The following is a 23034-nucleotide window of genomic DNA, read 5'->3' on the forward strand; positions in this document are numbered from 1 at the left end:
CAGCCGACACGAACAAATCGGGCCTGTAAAACTGAGTGTAACGTATGTGCTGGAAAACACGAATTTGTTTTCGCAGCAACCGGCTTGTTTGCAGGCTTGGCGCCACCGCGCCAAAACCTGCATAACGCGAGTTTTTTCCAAATTGCAAGGCAAGCCACCGCGTTTGGCGGCGCAACCTGCCAATCAGCCGCGCTCACCATTCACAATTACAGATCGGATCACAGAAAGCACCCGCTCCGGCTCAATGTTGGTGCAAACCTGCTGGCTTGGATATCCATCCCAGTTACCGGGTGGAAAGGCCACGCCATCCGGCTTCTGGATGGTCTGGCCATCAGCAATGCCCCCGCACACGACGCGGACGGCACCCTTGCGGGTCTCGAACAGTTCAGGATTGGTCAGATAGACGCAAGCGCATGAGTCGTGAACGACCATGCCATCACCGGTGCGCTGGCTGTAAAACTCGATGTAGAATTGCGATAGATCAGACAGAAGCTGGACATGGGCACCGCCCTCTTTCGCCATATCAGCCATGAATTTCGATGTCATCACAGTGCGTGTGGTCACATCGAGGCCGACGATGGTCACAGGCCATGGCGCTGTAAACACCACATCTGCGGCTTCCGGATCCCCGTGAATATTGGCCTCGGCGGCAGGGCTGACATTGCCATTGATATCAAACGCGCCACCCATGATGATGACGCTCTTCACCAGAGATGCAAAGTCAGGTTCTTCACGCAAAGCCAAAGCGAGGTTCGTCATGCGCCCCACAGCAATAAGCGTCACTTCACCCGGATTTGCCCTGACCGTATCAATGATCAATCTGTGCGCCGGACGGGAATCGAGTGGCAGGTCGATGGAGGCAGGCACGCCAATATTGCCAAGTCCGTCGTCGCCGTGAATGAATGTTGGCCAGTGGCCTTCAGGAAGCTCGGGATTGAATGTCACGCCTGCGCCTTTTGCCACAGGTGCCGTCATCTCCCATTGCTGCTTCAGAAACAGCGCGTTGCGCGTCGTAATATCGAGCGGCGCGTTGCCGAAAACAGTCGTCACGCCGACAAGGTCAATATCGGGATGCCGATGCAGAAAAAGCAATGCCATTGCGTCATCGATGCCGGGGTCCGTGTCGAAAATAACCTTGTGCATGGGGTAATCCTTGAAATCGTCTAGAGTAGAATCGCCCAATAAAAGACGACACAGGGCGAGCACCATAAACGGCGATACGGATGACGCAATGCCCACGACGTATCAGAGGAAAAGCATTGCAAGCCTGATGATTAGGTGACAGAAGCGAACAATCTCACCACCGTTCCGGAATACTTGCCGTGCACGAATTAGCTCTCAATATTTTTGTGATTCTCTTTTTTGTCGCGATCTTCGCGGGCTTTGTGGATTCCATTGCTGGCGGCGGCGGCCTGATTGCCATTCCGGCCATGCTGATTCTGGGTATTCCACCGCTGGAAGCCTTGGGAACCAACAAGCTTCAGGCGCAATTCGGCTCAGCCTCGGCAACGATAGCCTATGCCCGCCGGGGGCATGTTGACCTGAAAAAACAGTTCCCGATGGCGCTCATGGCCTTCATTGGCGGCATATTTGGCGCGATGACGGCCTCTTTCGTGCCACCGGATACGCTTCGCATGATCATGCCTTTTCTTCTGATCATCATAGCGCTCTACTTTGCCTTCAAACCGAACCTCAGCGATCTCGATAGTCACCAGAAAATCGCGCCATTTGTTTTTGGCGTGACGATTGTTCCGCTGATCGGTTTCTATGATGGTGTTTTTGGCCCGGGCGCAGGCTCGTTTTACATGCTTGCATTCGTCGGCCTCGCCGGCTTCGGCATGCTGAAAGCCACCGCCCACACAAAGCTTCTGAACTTTGGCTCGAATTTCGGCAGCTTCCTCGTCTTCACTTTCAGCGGCGCGATTTTATGGAAGCTGGGCCTTGTCATGGGGTTCGGACAATTCCTGGGCGCTCAGATGGGATCGCGTCTTGCCATGAGTAATGGTGCGAAGATCATCCGGCCTTTGCTCGTCGTCTCGTGCCTTGCAATGGCTTCAAAGTTGCTGTTCGACGCTGGAGCAGCAGCCTTTATCAGCCAGTTTTTTCAGAGCCTGTTCGGGGCTTGATCGCCTCAACTGTTTTCCATGACGACCATTGCATGGACTTCTTGAAGAACGACCACGGCACCTATGATTTCATTGTTGGCGGCCCGCAATGGGCTCATGCGGCATCTGGTCTTGTACTCGTCCTGATCGCGCCTTCCGAGATGGAGGTAATCCACGAGTTGACCTGAAAAACACCGGTCGAATGCGGGTTTCGCCATAGCTTCAAAGCTTTTTTCGCCAATAAACTCAGAAACGTGCCGACCAACGACAGAGAGCTGTGAATAGCCAAGAAACTCAGCATTGATGCGATTGGCATAGAGATAGCGATAATCTCTCGTAATAACGGCGATACGGTCGGGCAAGCTGTCCAGTATAGCCTCATTGAACAGCGGTTGAGCCTGCGCATTGAACGCAAGGCAGTTTTCCTTTTGAACAAGCAACTGATCGCAGCTGTCGTAACCTTCGTTCGCGCCTCGGAAATAACGATCAATCAGCATCGACATCGCTGCACTGCGGCGCGTCACGCTGGATCTGTCATCTGCTTCATCGCGGATGAGGCCATTCAAGAACTGCAACTGCCTGTAGGCATCCTCACGCGTGCGCGCACGATAGGAAAGGATATCCGCAATCATGGGCTCCAGCTCACGATCAAGCAGCCGGACGAGATCATCATGGCCGTTCGCAACAGCCTGTTTGAGCTGAACACATTTCAGCGAAAACGCATCGAAGAGCTCAATCAATGGAGTCTCCATCCTATAACAGACATTTCCTGCAACCGCCCAAAGTTCAGCAAAATGGCACCGCCGATCTCAGACACAGCGAGGAGAACGCCTTCTCCTCAAAAACAGTTCCATTGAAAAACCGATTTATTTTATATACCACTTGGCAAATAAATTTGAGTGGACTTTCCCGATCAACTTTAAAGCGCGAAACAAAGATAAAGATTAGCGGCATTTATAAACCAGTTGTATTTGCAGCATCAACACTAACGTATCATGATGCGTCAATACACTATTTTTTACCTGTTCATGGGCGGAATCGATATCGATACCGCAGGATTTTCCTACGCTACGCGAGGCACGGGAATGCGTTAGTCATCGCGGTAACCTCACGTGACGCAAGATCTTTCAGGCAAATAAGTTCGAATGCGGTCTATACGACCGAAGGATTACGCGACCACCCTGTTTCGGCGATCCGCAAGTTCCTTGACGGTGATGATTGCGCCGACGAGTTTGTAGGAAGGGGAAAAGCAGGGAGACATTTCGTAGGAGCGCACGACAGTGCGTCCGTCGATCGTCTCGGCATACGTGTATTTCGCGGGTTGCCCCTTGAAGCAAGCGTCCAGCTTTTCGCGCAGGGCCTGCTGGAAGTGATGTACGCCAATGAATTCCGCAATGTGGCGCCCAACAAGATCGTTTGTTGTCGCGTCATAGCAATTCGCATTGATGGCGTTGGTGTAATTGATGCGATAACCGGGCGAAACAACGAAAACACGCGCATCCAGATCGTCGAGCTTGTCCTCGTCCAGAATGACGTAGGGGCTCCATGTTGTCGATTCGCCATCCGGCGCCACGCCATCGTACGGAAGTCCGGCACCGATATAGCGATCGACCAGCTTGCGCAGAAGTTCCGAGTTGCGCTGCACGCAGCCAGTGTCTTCCGCTTCTTCATTCAATAGATCGATAGCAAAGCGAAACTGCTCCAGCACCTCGGCTGAGCTCATGGTTTGACGGCTCGTAATGCCTTCAAGCAAGGTATCGAGTTCACGATCAAGATTCGTTATAGTCTGAGCATCATTACGACCAACGGCGCCTTTCAGCTCCGAATATCGTTGCCAGAACAAGTCAATCAACGCTTTCAACTCGATACTCCCCCGGCTGATCCAATGCCATTCGCATGTTCAATACGCTCAGGCCCAGCGGTACAAGACTGGTATAATGCGCCACTGTTAAAAAAAGACGTAACGAGAATGCCGCACTGCACATAGAATAAATAACACACGCATGGCGGTTTTAACAAATCCTAGAAATTGTGACGAATAAGGTGCAGTCACAACTTACAGAACATTGCTCGCGTGCCTCAATATGCGGCGGTCTTGTTAAATACTATTCTTGATATGCCACCGGTCGTGATACCACAACCATTGGCCTGGGTATTCACGCACCCAGCTCTCAACCTTGTCGTTGAGAAGCTGCGCGGTCTTCTGAACGTCGACACTGCCGTTTTCGTTCAACGGTATCTCGACTTTAGGTTCGATTTCCAACCGATAACGGTTATCGGGAAGGCGAACACAGCGAGCGGGAAACACATCACAACCGAACTGCCGAACAAGCTTTGCCAGCAATGGGTTGGTCAACACGTCGTTGCCGAAGAATTTCGTGGGCAATCCCTTTCGGAATTTCTGGTCCACCAGAACACCGATCCCACCGCCCTTTTCCAGCTGACGCGCCAGCGCAAAGGATGAACCGGCGTGGGATGGTACGAGGTTGCCCATGCGCTCTTTGCGAAAATCAAAGATACGTTTCGCAACATAGGGATTGTTGGGTGGGCGGAACAGCACCGTCACATCAAGCCCGAAGGCGGAACCTGCAACAGGCAGAAGTTCGAAATTGCCGGAATGCGCCGTAAATACGATGAACGGACGTGGATTGTCGCGCAGTTCCAGAAACGTTTCGGTGCCGATAACCTCAACCCTGCCCGGCTTTGGATTGGCCGGATCAAAGTCGAAGAGGCGATCGAGAAACACATATTCGGCCGCCAGGCGACCCATATTGCCCCAGCTGTCGAGCGCAATCTCGACTCGCTCTTCTTCCGACTTCTCCGGATAAGCACGCTTCAGGTTCACCAGCATCAGCTTGTGACGAGAGGTTTTGGGGCCAACCTTACGCGCAAGCCTGTCTGCGAACCGGATGGCCGGATCGGCAGGAGCAAGTTTCAGGAGGTTCAGAGCGCTGAATGCGAGCGTCGCATTCAGCCACTGACGAAAGTTTTCGAGCGCCAGAACAGCGCGCGTTATCAACATTTTCAAAAGGATCAATCCATCCGTAGGACGATTTTGCCGAAGACCTGACGGCTTTCCATCCGCTCCAGCGCCATCTCGATAGTATCGAAGGTTACTTCGGTATCGATGACCGGATGCACAAGGCCACGTGCCATCTTTTGCATAGCATCTGCCATGTTTTCCATACGGCAGCCAAAGGAACCCAGCAATTTCAACTGCTGTTGGAACAGCATCATCAAATTGATTTCCGAGGAAACGCCTGATGTCGAGCCACATGTGACAAGGCGTCCACCGCGCTTTAGGCAGAACATCGAACCGGCCCAGGTGTCTTTGCCGACATGTTCGAAGACGACATCAACGCCCTTCTTCTTGGTCAACTTGCGCACCACGCCTTCAAACCGATCAACGCGGTAGTTGATAACGTGATCGGCGCCAAGTGCTTTGGCGCGTTCGATCTTGTCATCAGAACCCACCGTGGTGATGACGGTGCAGCCCATCTTCTTGGCAAGCTGGATCGCAGCGGAACCAATGCCGGAACCGCCAGCATGGATCAGGATCGTTTCACCGGGCTGAAGCTTGGCGTTGTCGAACAGCATGTGTTCGACAGTCCCGAACGTTACGGGTGCAAGAGCCGCAGCCACAGCGTCGATGCCGGGCGGTGCAAGTACGAGCTGCCGGGCGGGAATGTTGATCTTTTCCTGCGCAAAGCCATCCAAGTGAAAGCCGTGCACACCCGCCACGTTTTCGCAGAGGTTATCCCGCCCGGCCACACAGTGATGGCAGCGCCCGCAGGTACGCGCGCCGTAAATGGATACCAATTGCCCAGGCAAAACATTAGAAACACCGGGACCGATAGCCTCGACAACGCCAGATGCTTCCGCACCGATTGTCAGCGGCATCTTGCGTTTGGCAAATGCCATGCCGCGCCAGCCCCATACATCGATGTGGTTGAGCGCAACAGCCTTGACCCGAAGCGTCACTTCGCCAGGAGCCGGTGCTTCAGGCTCGGGCAATTCCACTCTCTCAAGCTTACGATCATCAACGAGTTGCAAAGCGCGCATAGTAAAAAGTCCTTCGCCCGAAGGCCCTAAAGATTTGGATGTGAGAGACCGATTAAGCCGGTTCCCGCGTCATGACAAGGCTTGCGTTCTGGCCACCGAAGCCGAATGAATTGGAAAGCACAGCAGTTACCTGCGCATCGCGCTTCACATTCGGCACCACGTCCAGTGCAATCGTCGGGTCAGGGTTGGTGTAGTTGATGGTCGGCGGAACGGTGCCTGTCAGCATCGTCTGCAATGAGAACACAGCTTCGACCGCACCGGCCGCCGTCAGCGTATGGCCAATCATCGATTTGTTGGAAGACACCGGGATCGACTTCAGCCCCTCGCCAAAAACAGCCAGCATGGAACCATATTCCATCTTGTCGTTCTCAGGCGTGGAGGTGCCGTGCGCGTTGATATAGTTGATATCGCCTTCGCCCACGCCCGCATCGGCAAGAGCTGCTCTGATGGTGGCGATGGCGGGGCCGCCATCCGGCGAGGAGCGCGTGCGGTGGAAGCTGTCAGCCTTCTCGCCAGCGCCCTTGATGATGCCGAGAACCTTCGCACCGCGCGCAATAGCGGATTCCAGCGATTCCAGCACAAGCGTTGCAGCTCCTTCCGCGATCACGAAACCATCGCGGTCCTTGCTGAACGGCTTGGATGCCTTTTCCGGTGGATCATTCTGCGTGGAGAGAGCCGACAGCAGCGAAAAGCGAATGAGAGCTTCAGCGCTCACTGAGCCGTCTGTCGCAACGGTCAAGGCGCGCTCGGAGCGGCCCTGCCTGATGGCCTCAACGCCAAGCTGGATAGCGGTGGCACCAGACGCACATGCGGTGGACAATGTGACAGGCAATCCACGCGTACCGAAGCGATCTGCCAGACGCTCGGAGATGGCGCCAAACAGAGCCGCCTCCTGAAATTCGGGATCTGGACGCTCTCGCAACGCAGCCATAAAGCGATCATAGGCATCGCCCGGCTTTTCAGCAGGTGGAGAACGGTCGCCCAGTTCGAAGCGGGCGCTCCATTCCGGCTCAATCGGCGGCGCAGCCAGAAACAATGGGCCGTTGAAATCGCCTGAAAGCCCAGCCTGCGCCAACGCTTCGATGGTAGTTTCGCGAGCGAACGCATAGGAGCGCTCGACGGAGTTGGGCTTGGGGATCTCGATGAAATCCACGGTTCCGCAAATCCGCGTGGACAGGTTGTCCGTGGGGAAGCGGGTGATTTTATGGATGCCGGATTTGCCTGACGTCAGCGCATCCCAATTGTCTTTCAGCCCTTGGCCGAGCGATGTGAGGATGCCCATGCCGGTAACGGCAACGATGGGGCGACCGAGGTGATCCTTGAAATTGCTGGATGCCATGGTGTCTACTCCTCAAATATCTTTGGAAAGAACGGCAACGCCTTCGCCGCGAACATGGCCAACCGTTGTCACCACTGCCTGAGCAGCAGCAGACGCCATTGGCTTCTCAGCGGAACTATCGAAAGCCGGAACCTTCGCATCGCTGTTGAGCGCAAGTGCTGCGAGCGCAAGGCCCAGCGGAAACTGTGCTTCAAGCCCATGGCCCGTAAACCCGCCAAAACCACGAATGGCAGCCTGTGGCAGGACTTGCGCAAGCACATGGCTTTCGCTTGGCGTAACAGCGCCGTAACCGCTGGCACCCGAAAAGACGACAGTGTCGGCAGCATCCTTGGCAGGTGCCAGGAGCCGCTCGAACCTCTGTTCAAACTTCCCATTTTCGCGTGAACCACGATCCCCTTCGATAGCGTCGATGCGGGCATAGATCTTTGCGCCACGGGCCTCGGCGCGCTTACGCGATTCCAGCACGAGGAATGCACCGACAGAGCCGGTAATCATGCCACCGCCCTCACCGTCAGCCCGCGACCAGAGCGGCTGCCATTCACCTTGCGCGTGGGCACCGATGGCTTCAAACAACAACGTCATGTCAGGACGCTCGGCGGCAAAAGCACCACCCACCAGCGCGTGGCTCGATTCGCCAGAACGGATTCGGTAAAATGCGGTTTCGACAGCGGAAATGCCTGCCGCTTCTTCACCCATAAATGTGCGCGAGGAACCTGTGACCTTGTGAACGATGGAAATGTTACCGGCCATGAGGTTGGAAAGCTGCGCGAGAAACAGGGTTGGACGAAGCTCGGTTGTGAGCTTCTCGTTCAACATGACTTCGCGATCGTTGCGCTTCATGCCCTCGTCGATGATGAGCGTATCGACATTGATATCGCGCTCGCCACCGCCAGCCGCCACGATCATATCCATCGTGCCACATGCTTCTGCGTCGTCTTTCAGACCCGCATCATCAAGCGCCAGACCGGCCGCAAAAACGCCAAGACGCTGCCAGTTTTCCATCTGGCGCTGATCCTTGCGTCCAATCTGGCTGGACCAATCGATCTCTGGCAAGGGATGGATCGGGTAAGGCGCGAACTTTTCGGTTTCGACAATCGCTTCCGGGGCCGCGCTTGCGCAAAGCAAGGCGATATGGGCATCGATACCGACGCCATGACAGGTCACGATACCGACCCCGGTGATCACCACATCATTGTCAGACTTCATTATCCGTCATCCTTCGTCGCTTGCCGGTCATGGAAAACAGGCCAGCTTACCAAAGCGGTGAAAACCGCACGTGCCATGCGGAATAATGCTCACAATGCAGCTTTGCAATGGCGAAGGCCCAAACAGCCCCCGCTATGCATCAATTTTCACCTATTGAATGTTATGAATCGAGCAGTTTGCCCGCTCAGACAGACGTATCAGCCGCGATGGCCGCCATCAGGCCGATTTCTTCGGCGCGATTTTTCACGATGGGACCCAGCGGAATTTCGCTAAACGGCATGGTGCGCAGCTTCAATTGCGCGTCGCATACCTTCTTGCCGTCAGATGTTATTTTGGCTTTTGTCACCGCAAAGCCAGATCCGTCATGTTCCAGATAGGCTTCGATATCGAGCACTGCATTTGGCTCGACAAAAGTGCGCATCTTCGCACCATCAACAGTCATCAGAAACGGCATCGCGGCAAAATCGGTCATCGCCAGAACGAGCATTCCGGATGCCTGGGCCATGGTCTCGATCAACAGAACACCGGGAACCAGCGGCATGCCGGGAAAATGCCCTTCAAAGACAGGGCTGTTCTGCGGCACGATGGAGCGAGCCTTCAAGATGCGCGCAGAACGATCGATGGATTCGATACGGTCCACCATCTGGAAATATTCTAGAAGCATGTTCCGTCCGTAGAATGTTTGAGTTGCGGATAGCGCGCAGAACCACTGCTATGGTGGTCAAGACTGCACGCCCGCTTTGCAGAAAGGCCCGCCTCATGGACGGGCCATCCACAATCAGCCCTTGGCTGCTTTCAACTCGTCAATCTTTGCACAGAGGTTCTTCAGAACGAAATATTCCTCGGTCGAAACCTTGCCTTCGTTGACTTCCTGCGTCCACTGTTCCAGCGGAATCTTGATGCCGAATTCCTTGTCGATCGCAAAGACGATGTCGAGGAAGTCGAGGCTATCGATGCCCAGATCGTCAATCGTGTGGCTTTCAGGCGTAATGGTTTCGCGTTCGATTTCGCTTGTGTCAGCGATAATATCTGCAACCTTATCGAATGTAGCTGTCACGCCAATATTCCTTCGTGTCTCTTTATGTATGACGCTCCACATAGGGAACTTGCGCAAAAAAGCCAATGGTTTCGTGGAGTATCCTCGAATTTTCAGAGCAAAGTGTTGCTTAAACAGCAACCGAATGCCGCCCGCGACCGTTCGAAAGATAGGTATCGAACGTGGCCGCGATGCTTCTGGCAAAGGGCTTGCCCGCATCTGACAATCTGAAAATGCCGTCTTCGATGACAACAAGACCATCGCGATCTCGCATTGCGAAGTCTCTGGCCTCAGTTGCCACACCATGTCCCATGGCGCCATACATTTCACAAAGAGCCGTGAGGTCGAGAGCGAAATCACACATGATCTTCTCAATGACGAAGCCACGCACCCGGTCCTCGTCTGACAACGCGATGCCGCGCACCACGCAAAGACCATCACCATCCGCCATACGCTCATATTCACCAGTGGCCGGCATGTTCTGAACATAGCCCTGCGGCAATTTGCCGATGGCCGATGCACCAAGCCCGATCAGGGCATCCGCGCAATCATCCGTATAGCCCTGAAAGTTTCGCTTCAGAACGCCGTTCTTCAACGCCACCGCAAGCTTGTCGTCAGGCTTTGCAAAGTGGTCGATACCAACTGCGACATATCCTGATGCAACAAGCATATCTGCCGCCATCGTCATTTGCTGGTATCGCTCCATAACATCTGGCAGCGCATCCTCGGGGATCATCGTCTGGTGTTTCTTCATCCATGGCACATGGGCGTAGCCGAAGAGCGCGATGCGGTCAGGATCAAGCGAGATGATCTGCTCAACGGTGTCCCGCAGCGTATCGAGCGTCTGATGCGGAAGGCCGTAGAGAATATCGCAATTGACCGAATGAACACCCCTCGCCCGCACTGCGTCCACCACCGATTTCGTCTGATCGAAGGTCTGGATGCGGTTGATGGTCTGCTGCACCTTCTCGTCAAAATCCTGCACGCCCAGACTGGCCCGCGTCATGCCGATGGCGGCCAAGGCATCGTAACGCCCCTCGTCCAGATCATTGGGATCCATCTCGACGCTGATTTCGACATCGGGGGCAAAATGGAATGTAACGCGCAGACAATCCATCAATGCCTTGAGGTCATCAGGCTTGACCATGGTCGGCGAGCCGCCGCCAAAATGCACAGCCGTTACCCTGGCGTCTCGCGATACATGCGCGCCAACCTTTAAAACCTCCCGATGCAAGGATTTCAGGTAGGTCGCAATCGGCTCATATTTCAATGTGTGCTTGGTGTGACAGGCACAAAACCAGCACAATCGGTCACAATAGGGAATATGAACATAGAGGGATATACTGTTCGATTTATCTAATTTTCCAAGCCACGAAGTATAGGCGGACGAATCAACCCCATCATGGAAGTGTGGTGAAGTAGGATAGCTCGTATAGCGCGGAACAGCGGCACCATATTTGTGAATGAGATGCTCGGTCAAAACGCAATTCCCTCTTAGCATATATCAATTCTGCGACTATAAAATACAGGCTGCGACAGTTTGAAACTTTGACTTCGATCAATTCGAGGCGTAAAGATTGTCATCTCAAAGCCGTGGGGGATTACGGCTTGTCGGGGTGGGACGAATGCATACCAAGCGATTGGTATCACAGCTTTGCCGCGACCTTCAGGATCGGGAAGCACTATGGACACGTTACAGCGAAGCATACACAACTCCGACCTTCCATTGGTATGTCGGTCCTGTGAAGCACGGCATGGCGGTCTCTGCGGCGTCTTGCTTCCACAACAACTCGTCGAGTTGAACAGGCATTCCAGCCGCAGGAAGATCGAACTCGGCCATGAAATGCTCGGCCAGGGCGAGCAAGTGGAATATTACGCCAACATTCTCAAAGGTGTGGTGAAACTATCCAGAGTCATGGCGGATGGTCGCCAGCAGATCGTCGGCCTGCAATTTGCACCCGATTTCCTCGGACGCCCGTTCATTCACGAAAGCAGCATGACGGCGGAAGCAGCCACCGAAGTGGAGATCTGCAGCTTTCCACGCCGCATTATCGACCGCATGGTTGGCGAAATTCCGAGCATGGAGCGCAAGCTTCATAGCCAGTCTCTGAAAGAACTCGATGAGGCGCGCGACTGGATGCTGACACTGGGCCGCAAGTCGGCGCAGGAAAAAGTCGCAAGCTTTCTCTATCTGATCGCGACTCACATAGACCCGGAAAACGAGGACAAATCCTGCTTTGATTTGCCTCTGTCACGGGCCGATATCGCAGACTTCCTGGGCCTGACTATCGAGACCGTCAGCCGCCAGATGACGAAGCTGCGCAAAGAGGGTCTGATCAAGATCGAGAACAATCGCCATATCACCGTGCCCGATATGATTTCGCTCAACATGGCTGCGGGAAATGACTGACAGCCAGAATGTGCCTAGAGCAAAACTGGTAACGGGCTTTTTGTCGGGAATTGTGTAGAAACAAAGAGTTATTGTGTTGTCGGTGAACCCGCGTTCACCGGAACCAAACTAGCGAATCTGCATGGTGTAGCTAGACATCATGGATGGTGCCTTGGCTGGTTCGGGGTGGAATAACGACGCCCCGACGATCAAACCGACAATGATACACTTCATGGTTACGCCCCCCAGCGCTTGCGATGTTTTTACCTCGCTTGGCTGAAACTATAACCCGGAAGTTGCATATGCCCGTTTAAAAAAAGCGGTTAGCGGCTGGCTTATACAAAGCGTAGAATCATAAGCGCGACGATAACGTCCCGTTAAGACTTGCCTTATTGCGAAGCTGCTGGGGTCGCCACAGGCTTTTGCTGCTCCGAAAGCGCCCGCAACTCGGCAACCCGGCGTTTGTATTCCTTCTCGGAAATTTGGCCTTTGCTCCGGGCATTTCCAAGCCGCGTCATGGTTGTTTCCATCGAGGTGGCTTCGTCGTCCTGCATCTGCGGCAGAGCGGCTGTCATCGGCGTGGCGAAGGTTGGATAGGTTCCCGTGTCACGCTTTTGCGAAACGGGAGAAGCATCAACCTTGCGCGGCCCAACGACCTCAGCCGCCGGACGCTTCATGTTTGCGGGTGCAACAACGGGTTCAAGGTTTTGGCAACCTGCCAGAAGCGGCAGCGCAACGCCAAAAACGGAAAAGACAGTCGCCGCTCTTACGCTCACCATATGCTTGCCCATGCCTTGTCCCGCCTGTAACGAATTATTCAAATACACAACGCCGTGATCCATAGCGTCTCTGTCGCTGGAACTTGTATTCGTTTTCATGCAGAATGTGCAAACACAAAAATGCACCGGAGTACAATGTATGGCAGGCACTGACGGCGGGGGGAGAGACGAAGGAGACAAGCGAAAGGGCTTTGATCCTAAATCCGCCGAAGCCTACGTGGTGCGGGATCCGCAGGCCTTTGCCATGAACGTGGCCAAGGCACTGGAAAATCTGGGTAAAGCCGCTTCGGAATGGATTGCTCCGCGCGAGCGTGGAGAAATTCCCCAAACCAGCGCCAGCCCCATGAGCGATCTGTTTCAAACATTATCCGATGTCGCTGAATATTGGATGGCAGAGCCAAAGCGCTCTGTCGAAGCCCAAACACATCTGCTCTCCAGCTACTTCGACATCTGGCAAAAGTCCGTCTCTCAACTCTCTGGCGACGATGCAAACTCGCAAGAAAAGCCCGACACACAGCCACGGCACAAGCGTTTTGCAGATGAGGAATGGCAATCGAACCCGTTCTTTGACGCGTTGCAGAAAGTGTACCTCGTAACCGCCGCATGGGCAGAGCGCATGGTAACGGATGCGGAAGGGCTGGACGACAAGACCCGCCAGAAGGCGCGGTTCTACATGCGGCAGGTGACGGAAGCGATTTGCCCCGCTAACTTCGCCTTCACCAACCCGCAGGTCTTTCGTGAGACGGTGGCCACCAGCGGTGCCAATCTGGTGAAAGGCATGGCCCAGCTGGCTGAGGATATGGCGGCGGGCAATGGCAACATCAAGCTGCGCCAGACCGATTACAGCAAATTCGTCATCGGCCAGAATATTGCCGTCACCCCCGGCAAAGTCATTGCCCGTAGCGATCTCTGCGAAATCATCCAATACGCTCCTTCAACCGAAGAGGTTCTGAAGAGACCCCTGCTGATCATTCCGCCATGGATCAACAAGTTCTACATTCTCGATCTCAACGCCCACAAATCCTTCGTGAAATGGTGCGTCGACCAGGGGCATACCGTATTCATGATCTCCTGGGTAAACCCCGATACGCGCCATGCGGAAAAGGGCTGGGACGACTACACGCGGCAAGGAATTGAGTTTGCGCTGGACACGATAGAGCAGGCAACCGGCGAAAAGCAGATCAATGCGGTGGGTTATTGCATCGGCGGAACTCTGCTTGCCTCCACGCTTGCGCTGCATGCCCAGCAGAAGAACAAGCGCATTCGTTCGGCCACGCTGCTCGCAGCACAAACCGATTTTACCCATGCCGGCGATCTGAAAGTCTTCATAGACGAGCAGCAATTGGCCGCACTCGACGCCCATATGAAGGCCGTGGGGTATCTGGATGGTACGATCATGGCCAGCGTCTTCAATATGCTCAGGGCATCCGACCTGATCTGGCCTTATGTCGTCGATAATTATCTGCGTGGGGCGCAGCCGCCACCCTTTGACCTCCTCTACTGGAATTCCGATTCAAGCCGCGTGGCTGCTGCCATTCACTCGTTTTATCTGCGCAACTGCTATCTAGAAAACAATCTGGCAGAAGGGCGCATGCAGGTGGCAGGCAAGGTGGTCAATCTCAAGGATATAGAAATACCGATCTACGACCTCGCCGCCCGGGACGACCATATCGCGCCCGCCAAATCCGTGTTCGCAGGTGCGGATCTTTTCGGCGGTCCGGTCGAGTTTGTGCTCAGCGGCTCCGGCCATATCGCAGGTGTCGTCAATCCGCCTGAGATGGACAAATATCAATATTGGACAGGCGCATCACCGACCGGTGACTTTGATGCCTGGCACCAGGCAGCCGAGACTTGCAAAGGATCTTGGTGGCCACACTGGCAAGCGTGGATCAAAGCGCAAGACAAGCGCAAGGTTGCCGCCCGCCTACCCGGCGATGGCGCCCTGCCCGCCCTTTGCGATGCGCCGGGCACTTATGTGCTTGAATAAGCGCGAAGCGCACACAACACTGCACCATGATCTTTGATTCTCCGCTCATTCCAGCGACGCTCATCTCACGCTACAAGCGTTTTCTCTTCGATGCCGTGCTGGAAGACGGCACTAAGATAACAGGTTCCTGCCCCAACACCGGCTCAATGCGCGGTTTGACAGCGCCGGGTTCGCGCGTGTGGCTGTCGCAACATGACAGCCCGACCCGCAAATATAGGCACTGTCTGGAACTGGTGGAAGCGGATGGCACAATCGTCGGCATTAACACCGGCATGCCAAACAAGCTTGCTGAGGAAGCCATAAGCAAGAACCGCATCCCATCATTAGCCGGCTATACGACCGTCAGGCGCGAGCAGAAATACGGCATCAACTCGCGAATCGATTTTCTGCTGTCAGCGCCGGGCAGGCCGGATGCTTATGTGGAAGTGAAAAACGTGCATTTCATGCGCCAGCAGGGCCTTGCCGAATTTCCCGATACCGCCACCAAGCGTGGTGCAAAACACCTTGAAGAACTGGGCGATGCGGCACAGGCGGGCTATCGCGCAGTCATGCTCTACCTCATCCAGCGCGGAGATTGCGACCGCTTGCGCATCTGTGGCGATCTCGATCCGGTCTATTCAGCCGCTTTTCAGAGGGCCATGCAGCGCGGCGTGGAAGCTTACGCCATAAAATGCAGCATCTCATCGCGGGAAATCGTTGCAAATGAGATGGTGGCAATAGACGACGGGCACCAAGCTGCTTTATAAAACAAAGCATTAAAAGACAAGAAAGCTTAACCATGGTCACTTACATCGACGCAGCAGCGGCCCCATCCCGGAACACCGGCGTCATCCGGTTGTACAATGCCGAAGACTTCAAAGGCATGCACAAAGCCAGCCAGTTGACGGCACGCTGCCTCGATGAACTGGCCGCTATCGTCAAACCCGGCATCACGACGAACGCCATTGACCGCTTCGTTTTCGAATTCGGCATGGACAACAACGCCCTGCCCGCAACGCTGAACTACCGCGGCTATACAAAATCCGTCTGCACATCCATCAACCATGTCGTCTGCCACGGTATCCCCGATGACAAGCCTTTGCGCGAGGGAGACATCGTCAATATCGATGTGACCTATGTTCTGGATGGCTGGTACGGCGATTCCAGCCGCATGTACCCCGTCGGGCAGATCAAGCGCGCTTCGGAACGTCTCCTTGAAGTGACATATGAATGCCTGATGCGCGGCATCGCATCCGTCAGGCCCGGTGCCCGTACAGGTGCCATCGGCGCCGCGATTCAGGCCTACGCGGAATCGGAGCGCTGCTCTGTCGTGACGGATTTCTGCGGCCATGGCGTCGGTCGCCTGTTCCACGATACGCCCAATATTCTGCATTACGGCAAGGAGACGGATGGGCCGGAAATGCGCGAAGGCATGATCTTCACCATCGAACCGATGATCAATCTGGGCAAGGCGAATGTGAAAGTGCTGTCGGACGGCTGGACGGCCGTCACCCGTGACCGTTCGCTTTCCGCGCAGTATGAACACGCAGTCGGCGTGACGGCCACGGGGTGTGAGATTTTCACACTCTCGCCCGGCGGCCTGCACCGCCCTGGCCTGCCCCCGCTCTGAACGCAAGAGAGACGATGCCGATGGCAAAACGCCCCGCTGATCAGAAAACGACAGTCGAGACCAGAGACGGCGCAACCGGCGGCTTTGCCGAAACCAGTGATGAACGCGGCTTTTTTTCCGAAGCCCGGCAGTCACCGAGAAAAATGCGGGTGGAGGCAGCACCCGCAGTTGATGCAGATGCAGCGCATTACCTTGGCCATCGCGAGCGGCTTCGCGCCAAGTATCGAGACCACGGCGACGCGGCGTTGGCCGATTATGAGTTGCTGGAGCTCTTGCTGTTTCGCCTTATTCCCCGCCGCGACACGAAGCCGATTGCCAAGGCCTTGATTACCCGTTTCGGCACCTTTGGCGGCGTGCTTGGCGCGCCTATTCCGCTGCTTCTGGAGGTCAAGGGTGTCGGCGAGGCTGTTGCTCTCGATCTCAAACTCATCGCATCCGTTTCACAGCGCATGCTGAAAAGCGAAATCCGCAACAAACAGGTGTTAGGCTCCTGGTCTTCCGTCATTGATTATTGCCATGCCGTCATGGCGCATGAAGCCCGCGAGCAATTCCGCATTTTGTTTCTCGACAAGCGCAATGTGCTGATCGCAGACGAGGTTCAGGGGCAAGGCACCGTGGACCACACGCCGGTCTATCCCCGCGAGGTCGTGCGGCGGGCGCTGGAACTGTCCTCCACCGCTATCATTCTCGTTCACAATCACCCCAGTGGCGACCCTACCCCATCCCGTGCTGACATCGATATGACCAAGACCATCATCGATACCGCGAAACCGCTGGGCATCTCCGTGCATGATCACATCATCATCGGTAAGGACGGACATGTCAGCTTCAAGGGCCTGCGCCTGATCTGATCTCCCGACTATCTTAAAACAAATCGGCCCCCGACGCGGGATCTCCAACATTCGGGGGCCGGTTCAATTTTAAACAGCTTTCTCGCTGAAATCAGCCGTTCACGACGGCCAGACGCTTCTCATCCCGACCGCTCTTCATACGCTCGGACAGAAGGAACGCCAGTTCCAGAGCCTGGTCCGCGTTGAGGCGCGGGTCGCAATGGGTGTGGTAACGGTCAGACAGCGAGTCTGCCGTAACAGTGCGAGCACCGCCCGTGCATTCCGTCACATCCTTGCCGGTCATCTCGATGTGGATGCCACCCGGATGCGTACCTTCGGCGCGGTGAATCTGGAAGAAGCTTTCGACTTCCGACAGAATGCGCTCGAACGGGCGCGTCTTGTAGTGGTTGAGCGTGATCGTGTTGCCATGCATCGGATCACAGGACCAGACGACCTTGCGGCCTTCTTTTTCGACGGCGCGGATAAGCTTTGGCAGGCTCTCGGCAACCTTGTCATGGCCGAAACGGCAGATCAGTGTCAGGCGTCCCGCTTCATTGGATGGGTTCAGCGCATCGATCAGCTCGATCAGGTTATCCGGCTGCAAAGACGGGCCGCACTTCAGACCAATCGGGTTCTTGATGCCACGGAAATATTCCACATGGGCATGGTCCAACTGGCGGGTACGGTCGCCAATCCAGAGCATGTGGCCCGATGTTGCATACCAGTCGCCGGAGGTCGAATCGATGCGGGTCAGCGCTTCTTCATAACCAAGCAGCAAAGCTTCGTGGCTGGTGAAAAAATCTGTTTCGCGCAGGCTTGGCTGGTTTTCAGACGTGATACCAATGGCCTTCATGAAGTCCATTGTCTCAGAAATGCGGCTGGCCAGCTTGCGGTAACGATCCGCCTGCGGGCTATCCTTGACGAAACCGAGCATCCACTGGTGCACATTTTCAAGGTTGGCATAACCACCCATGGCAAAGGCACGCAGAAGGTTCAGCGTCGCGGCAGACTGGCGGTAAGCGTCCAGCTGACGCTCGGGGTTCGGAACGCGCGAGGCTTCGTTGAACTCAATGCCATTGATGATGTCACCGCGATAGGACGGCAGGTTTACGCCATCCTGGGTCTCGATGTTGGACGAGCGCGGCTTGGCGAACTGACCGGCGATGCGGCCAACCTTCACGACAGGAAGCTGCGCACCATAGGTCAGAACGACAGCCATTTGCAGGAACGCACGGAAGAAATCGCGGATGTTATCAGCGCCATGCTCCAGAAAGCTCTCAGCGCAATCGCCACCCTGCAACAGGAATGCTTCGCCTTCGGCAACACTGGCAAGCTGCTTCTTCAAGCGGCGCGCTTCACCGGCAAACACCAGTGGCGGATAGGTTGCCAACGTTGCTTCCGTCGCAGCAACTGCCGCCGCATTCGGATATTCGGGAACCTGCTGGATCGGCTTGTGCCTCCAACTGCTCGGTGTCCAATTCTGTGCCATGTTCTTCTCGCCTGTGACGCCACCAAATAAAGGAGGCAGCAACTACCCCTGTTAATCGCGCGCTTATAAACATTTTCACCCCAGCTTGCAAAGGCCAAGTTCGCCGCGATTCGTCCAGTTCGCCATCCCCTTCACGCCAACGAAAATGCGCCCTCTTGTTCATCCAGCGTGAAATGTACACCGCGATACACTCCAGCCGCGTTGACGGCCAGTTCTCAAAGGAAATCTCAGGGCCACCACGGCCCATGGTTTCGCCTTGCCTGCGAATGCGCTCCATAACGAACATTGTTTCCGGTAACATCTCTCTGGCTCCCGTTTCCATGAGTTGGAGGTAAGGCAGACAAACAAGAGCTCATAGACGCAGGACTGAAACGGGCATTTCAGCCTTGCATGGTTCACACGTGAGACCATTGCCCTATAGTGCCTATTGAGCCGGGGAAAACGCGCCATGAACGATGTTAACTGGGACGATTTGAAGCTTTTCCATATTGTTGCGTCTGAAGGTGGCCTTGCTGCCGCTGCGGGCCAAATGGGCGTCAGCACGCCGACAATCGGGCGACGGATGTTGTTTCTGGAAAGAACCATGGGGCGCACTTTGTTTATCCGCAGCCAGCAAGGCTATCAGCTCGCGCCTGACGGCATCGCGCTGCTTGAGCGCGTCCAATCCATGCGCCGCACGGCGTCGGAAATCAGCCAGTGGCACGGAGATGCTTTCTCCCTGCCGATCGTCTCCATCGGCAGCAATATCTGGATGATGGGCTTCATTGCCGAAAATTCCCATGTCCTTCGCGGCCCGCAAGATGCATTCCGGCTATGCTGCAAGCTCCTAGGCGCAGACGAGGATCTCAAATATCGGCGGGGAATGGTGGGGCTTTTCGACAAGGCGCCAGCGAACGGCAATTTTGCGGCTCTCAAATCCGTCAATGTGACATACCACGTCTATCGCGCAGAAAATCGTTCGGGAGAGGAAAACTTGCCGTGGGCCTCAAACGGCACCGAAGTTGCCACTTCGGACGCAGAGAAATGGGTTTTTCGCCGCCATGAACACATGATCCAGACCTGGACCAACGCCCCGGAGCTTTTGCCAAAACTGATTGCGAGCGGTGCCGGAAGAGGCATTCTGCCGTCTTTTATCGGGGACGAGCTTAAGGGCGTCGTGCGCGACAGCGCAGCACTGGAAGAACTGTCGCACCCGCTGTGGCTGGTCTTCAATGATGACGACCGCCACTCGCCAGAGATGCGTCTTGTCATTGATCGTCTCGCTGCGCTGCTGAAGCACAACGAGACACTCTTTGATGGCAGATCGGAAAGTGACAACCGAAGCGAGGCTTCGATTATACTCTTTCCCCGCTCTTGATCCGGCAGGTCGGCGTGCTGCTGGATTTCCAGGCACCAAAACCAAAAAGGCCGATCGCAACGCGATCGGCCTCTGTCATGGCTCGAATTTTTAGCTCGCTTACCACCACTTCGCAGGGGTGAACTTGCCTGCTGCCTGCTCGATTGCGTAGGCCGTCTTGAATAGGGTTTCTTCCTCGAACGGTTTGCCGATGAGCTGGAGGCCCAGGGGCAAGCCTTTGCCGTCTAGGCCGGCAGGGACGGACATGGCGGGGAGACCGGCCATGTTGACGGTGATGGTGAAGACGTCCTGAAGGTACATCTTGACCGGATCTGCCGCTAGGTCCTTGTCGCCGATTTCGAAGGCAGACGATGGGGTGATAGGAGCCAGAACGGCATCGACGCCTTCATGGAAGACAGTTTCGAAGTCGCGCTTGATGAGCGTGCGCACCTTCTGGGCCTTCAGGTAATAGGCATCGTAATAACCGGCAGAGAGCACGTAGGTGCCGACCATGATGCGGCGTTTGACTTCCGAGCCAAAACCGGCGGCGCGGGTCTTTTCGTACATGTCCGCAATGTCCTTGCCATCGACGCGCAGGCCGTAGCGAACGCCGTCGTAGCGGGCAAGGTTGGACGAGGCTTCGGCAGGGGCAACGATATAATAGGCAGGCAGCGCATATTTGGTGTGCGGCAGCGAGATATCGACAATGTCGGCACCGGCATCCTTCAGCCAAGCAATGCCCTGCGCCCAAAGCTTTTCAATCTCTTCCGGCATGCCATCGACGCGGTATTCCTTGGGAATACCGATCTTGAGGCCTTTCAGCGACTGGCCGATGGCCTGTTCGTAATCCGGCACCGGCAGATCAACCGAGGTCGTGTCCTTGGCATCGACGCTGGCCATCGATTTCAGCAGAATGGCGGCATCGCGGACGTCGCGGGCGATGGGGCCAGCCTGATCGAGCGAGGACGCGTAAGCGGCAATGCCCCAGCGGGAAACGCGGCCATAGGTTGGCTTGATGCCGACAGTGCCGGTGAAGGCTGCGGGCTGGCGAATGGAGCCGCCGGTATCTGTGGCAGTGGCACCGGCGCACAGATGCGCGGCAACGGCTGCTGCAGAACCACCGGAGGAACCGCCAGGCACGAGGTTCTTATCCGAACCATTGGCGCGCCACGGGTTGACGGTTGGGCCGTAGTAGGAGCTTTCGTTGGACGAGCCCATGGCAAACTCATCCATGTTGAGCTTGCCAAGCATGACCGCACCGGCATCCCACAGGTTCTGGGTGACGGTGGATTCGTATTTCGGCTTGAAGCCATCCAACACATGCGAGCAGGCCTGCGTGTGCACGTCACGCACGGCGAAAAGGTCCTTCACGCCAAGCGGAATACCTTCCAATGCGCCAGCCGCGCCAGCAGCACGCTTGTCATCGGAGGCCTTAGCCATGTCGCGCGCCATATCGGGCGTCAGCGCCACATAGGCGTTCAGCTTTTCATTGGCCGTTTCGATGGCGGACAAATAGGCATTCGTCAGTTCAACTGAGGTGAATTCCTTGGCGCCAAGTTTGTCGCGGGCTTCGGCAATGGTCAGGCTGGTCAGGTCGGTCATATCGGCAACGGCTTTCGAATTATATCAATCGGACGGGCGGGAGCAAACCGGCTATAGGCTTACTCGACCACCTTCGGGACGAGGAAGAAATTGCGGTCCGTGTTCGGCGCATTTGCGACGATATCCTCGGCCTTGGCTCCATCGCTCACCACGTCAGTGCGCTTCTTCATGGCAACGGGCGTGACGGATGTCATCGGCTCGACGCCATCGACATTCACTTCCGAAAGCTGCTCCACGAAACCGAGAATGCCATTCAACTCGCCCAGCATCTTCTGGGCTTCGTCTTCGCTGACGGCAATACGGGCAAGGCGCGCAACGCGCTTTACGGTGGCAAGATCGACGGACATGGTTCTACTCCAGTCAAGAATTTTCCTACCCGCTATAATGACCGCGCCCGAAGTTCGCAACCGGGAACGGTCTGGATGAGCGGCGAATTTGGCGAGATATCTCGCAGCAGACCCGGCCTCGTCTGGAGCCGGATGTTTGGCCCATGTCAGCACGTTTGATATCTCAAAGGCTGACATGGGCAGATCAGGTCTTGTTTTCGATCAGAACGTCAGCGTCTGCCCGACGCTTGGCGCGTCCACGCGGGCAGCCGAGCCTTCCATGCCTGTGATGAATTTCTCAGGCGTCTGGTCGACGATCGGGAATGAGCCGTAGTGGCAGGGGATGACATTGCGGAACTTGAAGAAGCGCTGGCAGGCAAGTGCCGCGACCGCGCCGCCCATGGTGAACCGGTCACCAATGGGAACGAGGCCGATATCGGGCTCATGCAACTCATGGATCAGCGCCATGTCGGAGAAGATATCTGTATCACCCATGTGATAGACGGTCGGGCCATCTTCGAAATGCAGCATCAGGCCATTTGCGTTGCCCAGTGCGTGGCTGACGCCATCTTCTGTGATCTGCGCGGATGAATGCAGCGCATTGGTAAAGGTGGCGGAAAATCCGTCAAATCCAACCGTGCCGCCAGTGTTGCCCATTTCGAGCTTCGAAACGCCCTTGGAGCCGAGCCATGCAGCCAGATCGGCATTCGCCAGCACGGTTGCGCCGGTATCTTTTGCCAGCTGGATCGTATCACCCACATGGTCGCCGTGACCGTGGGTCAGCAGAATGTGGGTAATGCCGTTGGCGGCGTCCTTGGCATCCTGCCCGGCAAAGCTGGGGTTTCCGGTGAAAAACGGGTCGATGAGGATTTTTGCCTTGCCCGTTTCGAGACGGAATGCGGAATGGCCAAGCCAGGTCAGTTTCATGGAGGTTCTCCT

22 protein-coding genes are annotated in these 23034 nt (G+C 55.6%); 7 read left to right on the plus strand and 15 right to left on the minus strand.

What is annotated here, in order from left to right:
- Window positions 1-183: 183 nt before the first annotated feature.
- A complete protein-coding gene (locus RQI55_RS05800; RefSeq protein ID WP_243256129.1) occupies window positions 184-1143 on the minus strand; it encodes a nucleoside hydrolase in 960 nt (319 codons plus the stop codon).
- A gap of 179 nt (window positions 1144-1322) precedes the next feature.
- Here RQI55_RS05800 and RQI55_RS05805 point away from each other — a divergent pair, with 179 nt between their 5' ends.
- Entirely contained in the window at window positions 1323-2126 is an 804-nt protein-coding gene (locus RQI55_RS05805) for a TSUP family transporter (RefSeq protein WP_243256130.1), read from the plus strand.
- A gap of 5 nt (window positions 2127-2131) precedes the next feature.
- Here RQI55_RS05805 and RQI55_RS05810 read toward each other — a convergent pair whose 3' ends face one another.
- The 9 genes from RQI55_RS05810 to hemN form a co-directional block, all read right to left on the minus strand.
- Window positions 2132-2845 (minus strand): PAS domain-containing protein, encoded by a 714-nt coding sequence (locus RQI55_RS05810; protein ID WP_042619782.1) that lies wholly within the window; start codon window positions 2843-2845, stop codon window positions 2132-2134.
- Between the two features lie 428 nt (window positions 2846-3273).
- Window positions 3274-3828 (minus strand): hypothetical protein, encoded by a 555-nt coding sequence (locus RQI55_RS05815; RefSeq protein WP_311272072.1) that lies wholly within the window; start codon window positions 3826-3828, stop codon window positions 3274-3276.
- A gap of 375 nt (window positions 3829-4203) precedes the next feature.
- Window positions 4204-5127 (minus strand): lipid A biosynthesis lauroyl acyltransferase, encoded by a 924-nt coding sequence (locus tag RQI55_RS05820; protein ID WP_042619612.1) that lies wholly within the window; start codon window positions 5125-5127, stop codon window positions 4204-4206.
- 11 nt (window positions 5128-5138) lie between these two features.
- Window positions 5139-6167, minus strand: coding sequence for a zinc-binding dehydrogenase (locus RQI55_RS05825; protein ID WP_042619613.1), 1029 nt, complete (start codon window positions 6165-6167; stop codon window positions 5139-5141).
- A gap of 52 nt (window positions 6168-6219) precedes the next feature.
- The gene (locus RQI55_RS05830; RefSeq protein ID WP_243256131.1) at window positions 6220-7506 is read right to left on the minus strand and encodes a beta-ketoacyl-ACP synthase; all 1287 of its coding nucleotides are present in this window, start codon (window positions 7504-7506) and stop codon (window positions 6220-6222) included.
- A 12-nt stretch (window positions 7507-7518) separates the two neighbouring features.
- Entirely contained in the window at window positions 7519-8715 is a 1197-nt protein-coding gene (locus tag RQI55_RS05835; RefSeq protein WP_243256967.1) for a beta-ketoacyl-ACP synthase, read from the minus strand.
- Window positions 8716-8896: 181 nt separating this feature from the next.
- On the minus strand, window positions 8897-9376 hold the full coding sequence (locus RQI55_RS05840; protein WP_243256132.1) for a 3-hydroxyacyl-ACP dehydratase FabZ family protein: 480 nt from the start codon (window positions 9374-9376) through the stop codon (window positions 8897-8899).
- A 114-nt stretch (window positions 9377-9490) separates the two neighbouring features.
- Complete coding sequence (locus RQI55_RS05845; RefSeq protein WP_042619617.1) at window positions 9491-9769, minus strand: acyl carrier protein; 279 nt, start codon at window positions 9767-9769, stop codon at window positions 9491-9493.
- A gap of 109 nt (window positions 9770-9878) precedes the next feature.
- Window positions 9879-11228 (minus strand): oxygen-independent coproporphyrinogen III oxidase, encoded by a 1350-nt coding sequence (gene hemN, locus RQI55_RS05850; RefSeq protein ID WP_243256133.1) that lies wholly within the window; start codon window positions 11226-11228, stop codon window positions 9879-9881.
- 204 nt (window positions 11229-11432) lie between these two features.
- Here hemN and fnrN point away from each other — a divergent pair, with 204 nt between their 5' ends.
- Window positions 11433-12158, plus strand: coding sequence for a transcriptional regulator FnrN (gene fnrN / locus RQI55_RS05855; protein ID WP_243256134.1), 726 nt, complete (start codon window positions 11433-11435; stop codon window positions 12156-12158).
- Window positions 12159-12526: 368 nt separating this feature from the next.
- Here fnrN and RQI55_RS05860 read toward each other — a convergent pair whose 3' ends face one another.
- Window positions 12527-12928 (minus strand): hypothetical protein, encoded by a 402-nt coding sequence (locus RQI55_RS05860; protein WP_243256135.1) that lies wholly within the window; start codon window positions 12926-12928, stop codon window positions 12527-12529.
- 127 nt (window positions 12929-13055) lie between these two features.
- On the opposite strand from RQI55_RS05860, the gene RQI55_RS05865 reads away from it, so the two are divergent.
- The 4 genes from RQI55_RS05865 to radC are packed head-to-tail and all read left to right on the plus strand — an operon-like array spanning window position 13056 to window position 17363.
- Window positions 13056-14903, plus strand: coding sequence for an alpha/beta hydrolase (locus RQI55_RS05865; RefSeq protein ID WP_243256136.1), 1848 nt, complete (start codon window positions 13056-13058; stop codon window positions 14901-14903).
- A gap of 26 nt (window positions 14904-14929) precedes the next feature.
- Window positions 14930-15649: a DNA/RNA nuclease SfsA gene (sfsA, locus tag RQI55_RS05870; RefSeq protein ID WP_243256137.1), complete on the plus strand. Its 720-nt coding sequence runs from the start codon at window positions 14930-14932 to the stop codon at window positions 15647-15649.
- 32 nt (window positions 15650-15681) lie between these two features.
- Window positions 15682-16512, plus strand: a complete 831-nt coding sequence (gene map, locus RQI55_RS05875; protein ID WP_311272071.1) for a type I methionyl aminopeptidase — start codon at window positions 15682-15684, stop codon at window positions 16510-16512.
- Between the two features lie 20 nt (window positions 16513-16532).
- Window positions 16533-17363, plus strand: a complete 831-nt coding sequence (radC, locus tag RQI55_RS05880; protein WP_409233689.1) for a RadC family protein — start codon at window positions 16533-16535, stop codon at window positions 17361-17363.
- A 91-nt stretch (window positions 17364-17454) separates the two neighbouring features.
- On the opposite strand, the gene RQI55_RS05885 is transcribed toward radC, so the two are convergent.
- A complete protein-coding gene (locus tag RQI55_RS05885) occupies window positions 17455-18831 on the minus strand; it encodes a class II 3-deoxy-7-phosphoheptulonate synthase (RefSeq protein WP_042619784.1) in 1377 nt (458 codons plus the stop codon).
- A gap of 448 nt (window positions 18832-19279) precedes the next feature.
- Here RQI55_RS05885 and RQI55_RS05890 point away from each other — a divergent pair, with 448 nt between their 5' ends.
- On the plus strand, window positions 19280-20188 hold the full coding sequence (locus RQI55_RS05890; RefSeq protein ID WP_243256139.1) for a LysR family transcriptional regulator: 909 nt from the start codon (window positions 19280-19282) through the stop codon (window positions 20186-20188).
- A 99-nt stretch (window positions 20189-20287) separates the two neighbouring features.
- Here RQI55_RS05890 and gatA read toward each other — a convergent pair whose 3' ends face one another.
- The 3 genes from gatA to RQI55_RS05905 form a co-directional block, all read right to left on the minus strand.
- Window positions 20288-21769 carry an Asp-tRNA(Asn)/Glu-tRNA(Gln) amidotransferase subunit GatA gene (gene gatA, locus RQI55_RS05895; RefSeq protein ID WP_243256140.1) on the minus strand — a complete coding sequence of 494 codons (1482 nt, stop codon included), beginning with the start codon at window positions 21767-21769 and terminating at the stop codon, window positions 20288-20290.
- Window positions 21770-21828: 59 nt separating this feature from the next.
- The gene (gene gatC / locus RQI55_RS05900; protein ID WP_192066506.1) at window positions 21829-22116 is read right to left on the minus strand and encodes an Asp-tRNA(Asn)/Glu-tRNA(Gln) amidotransferase subunit GatC; all 288 of its coding nucleotides are present in this window, start codon (window positions 22114-22116) and stop codon (window positions 21829-21831) included.
- A 201-nt stretch (window positions 22117-22317) separates the two neighbouring features.
- Window positions 22318-23022 (minus strand): metal-dependent hydrolase, encoded by a 705-nt coding sequence (locus RQI55_RS05905; protein WP_243256141.1) that lies wholly within the window; start codon window positions 23020-23022, stop codon window positions 22318-22320.
- Between the last annotated feature and the right edge of the window lie 12 nt (window positions 23023-23034).

It is taken from the genome of Rhizobium sp. WCS2018Hpa-16 (genome assembly GCF_031843705.1).
GTDB classification, from domain to species: domain Bacteria; phylum Pseudomonadota; class Alphaproteobacteria; order Rhizobiales; family Rhizobiaceae; genus Agrobacterium; species Agrobacterium tumefaciens_C.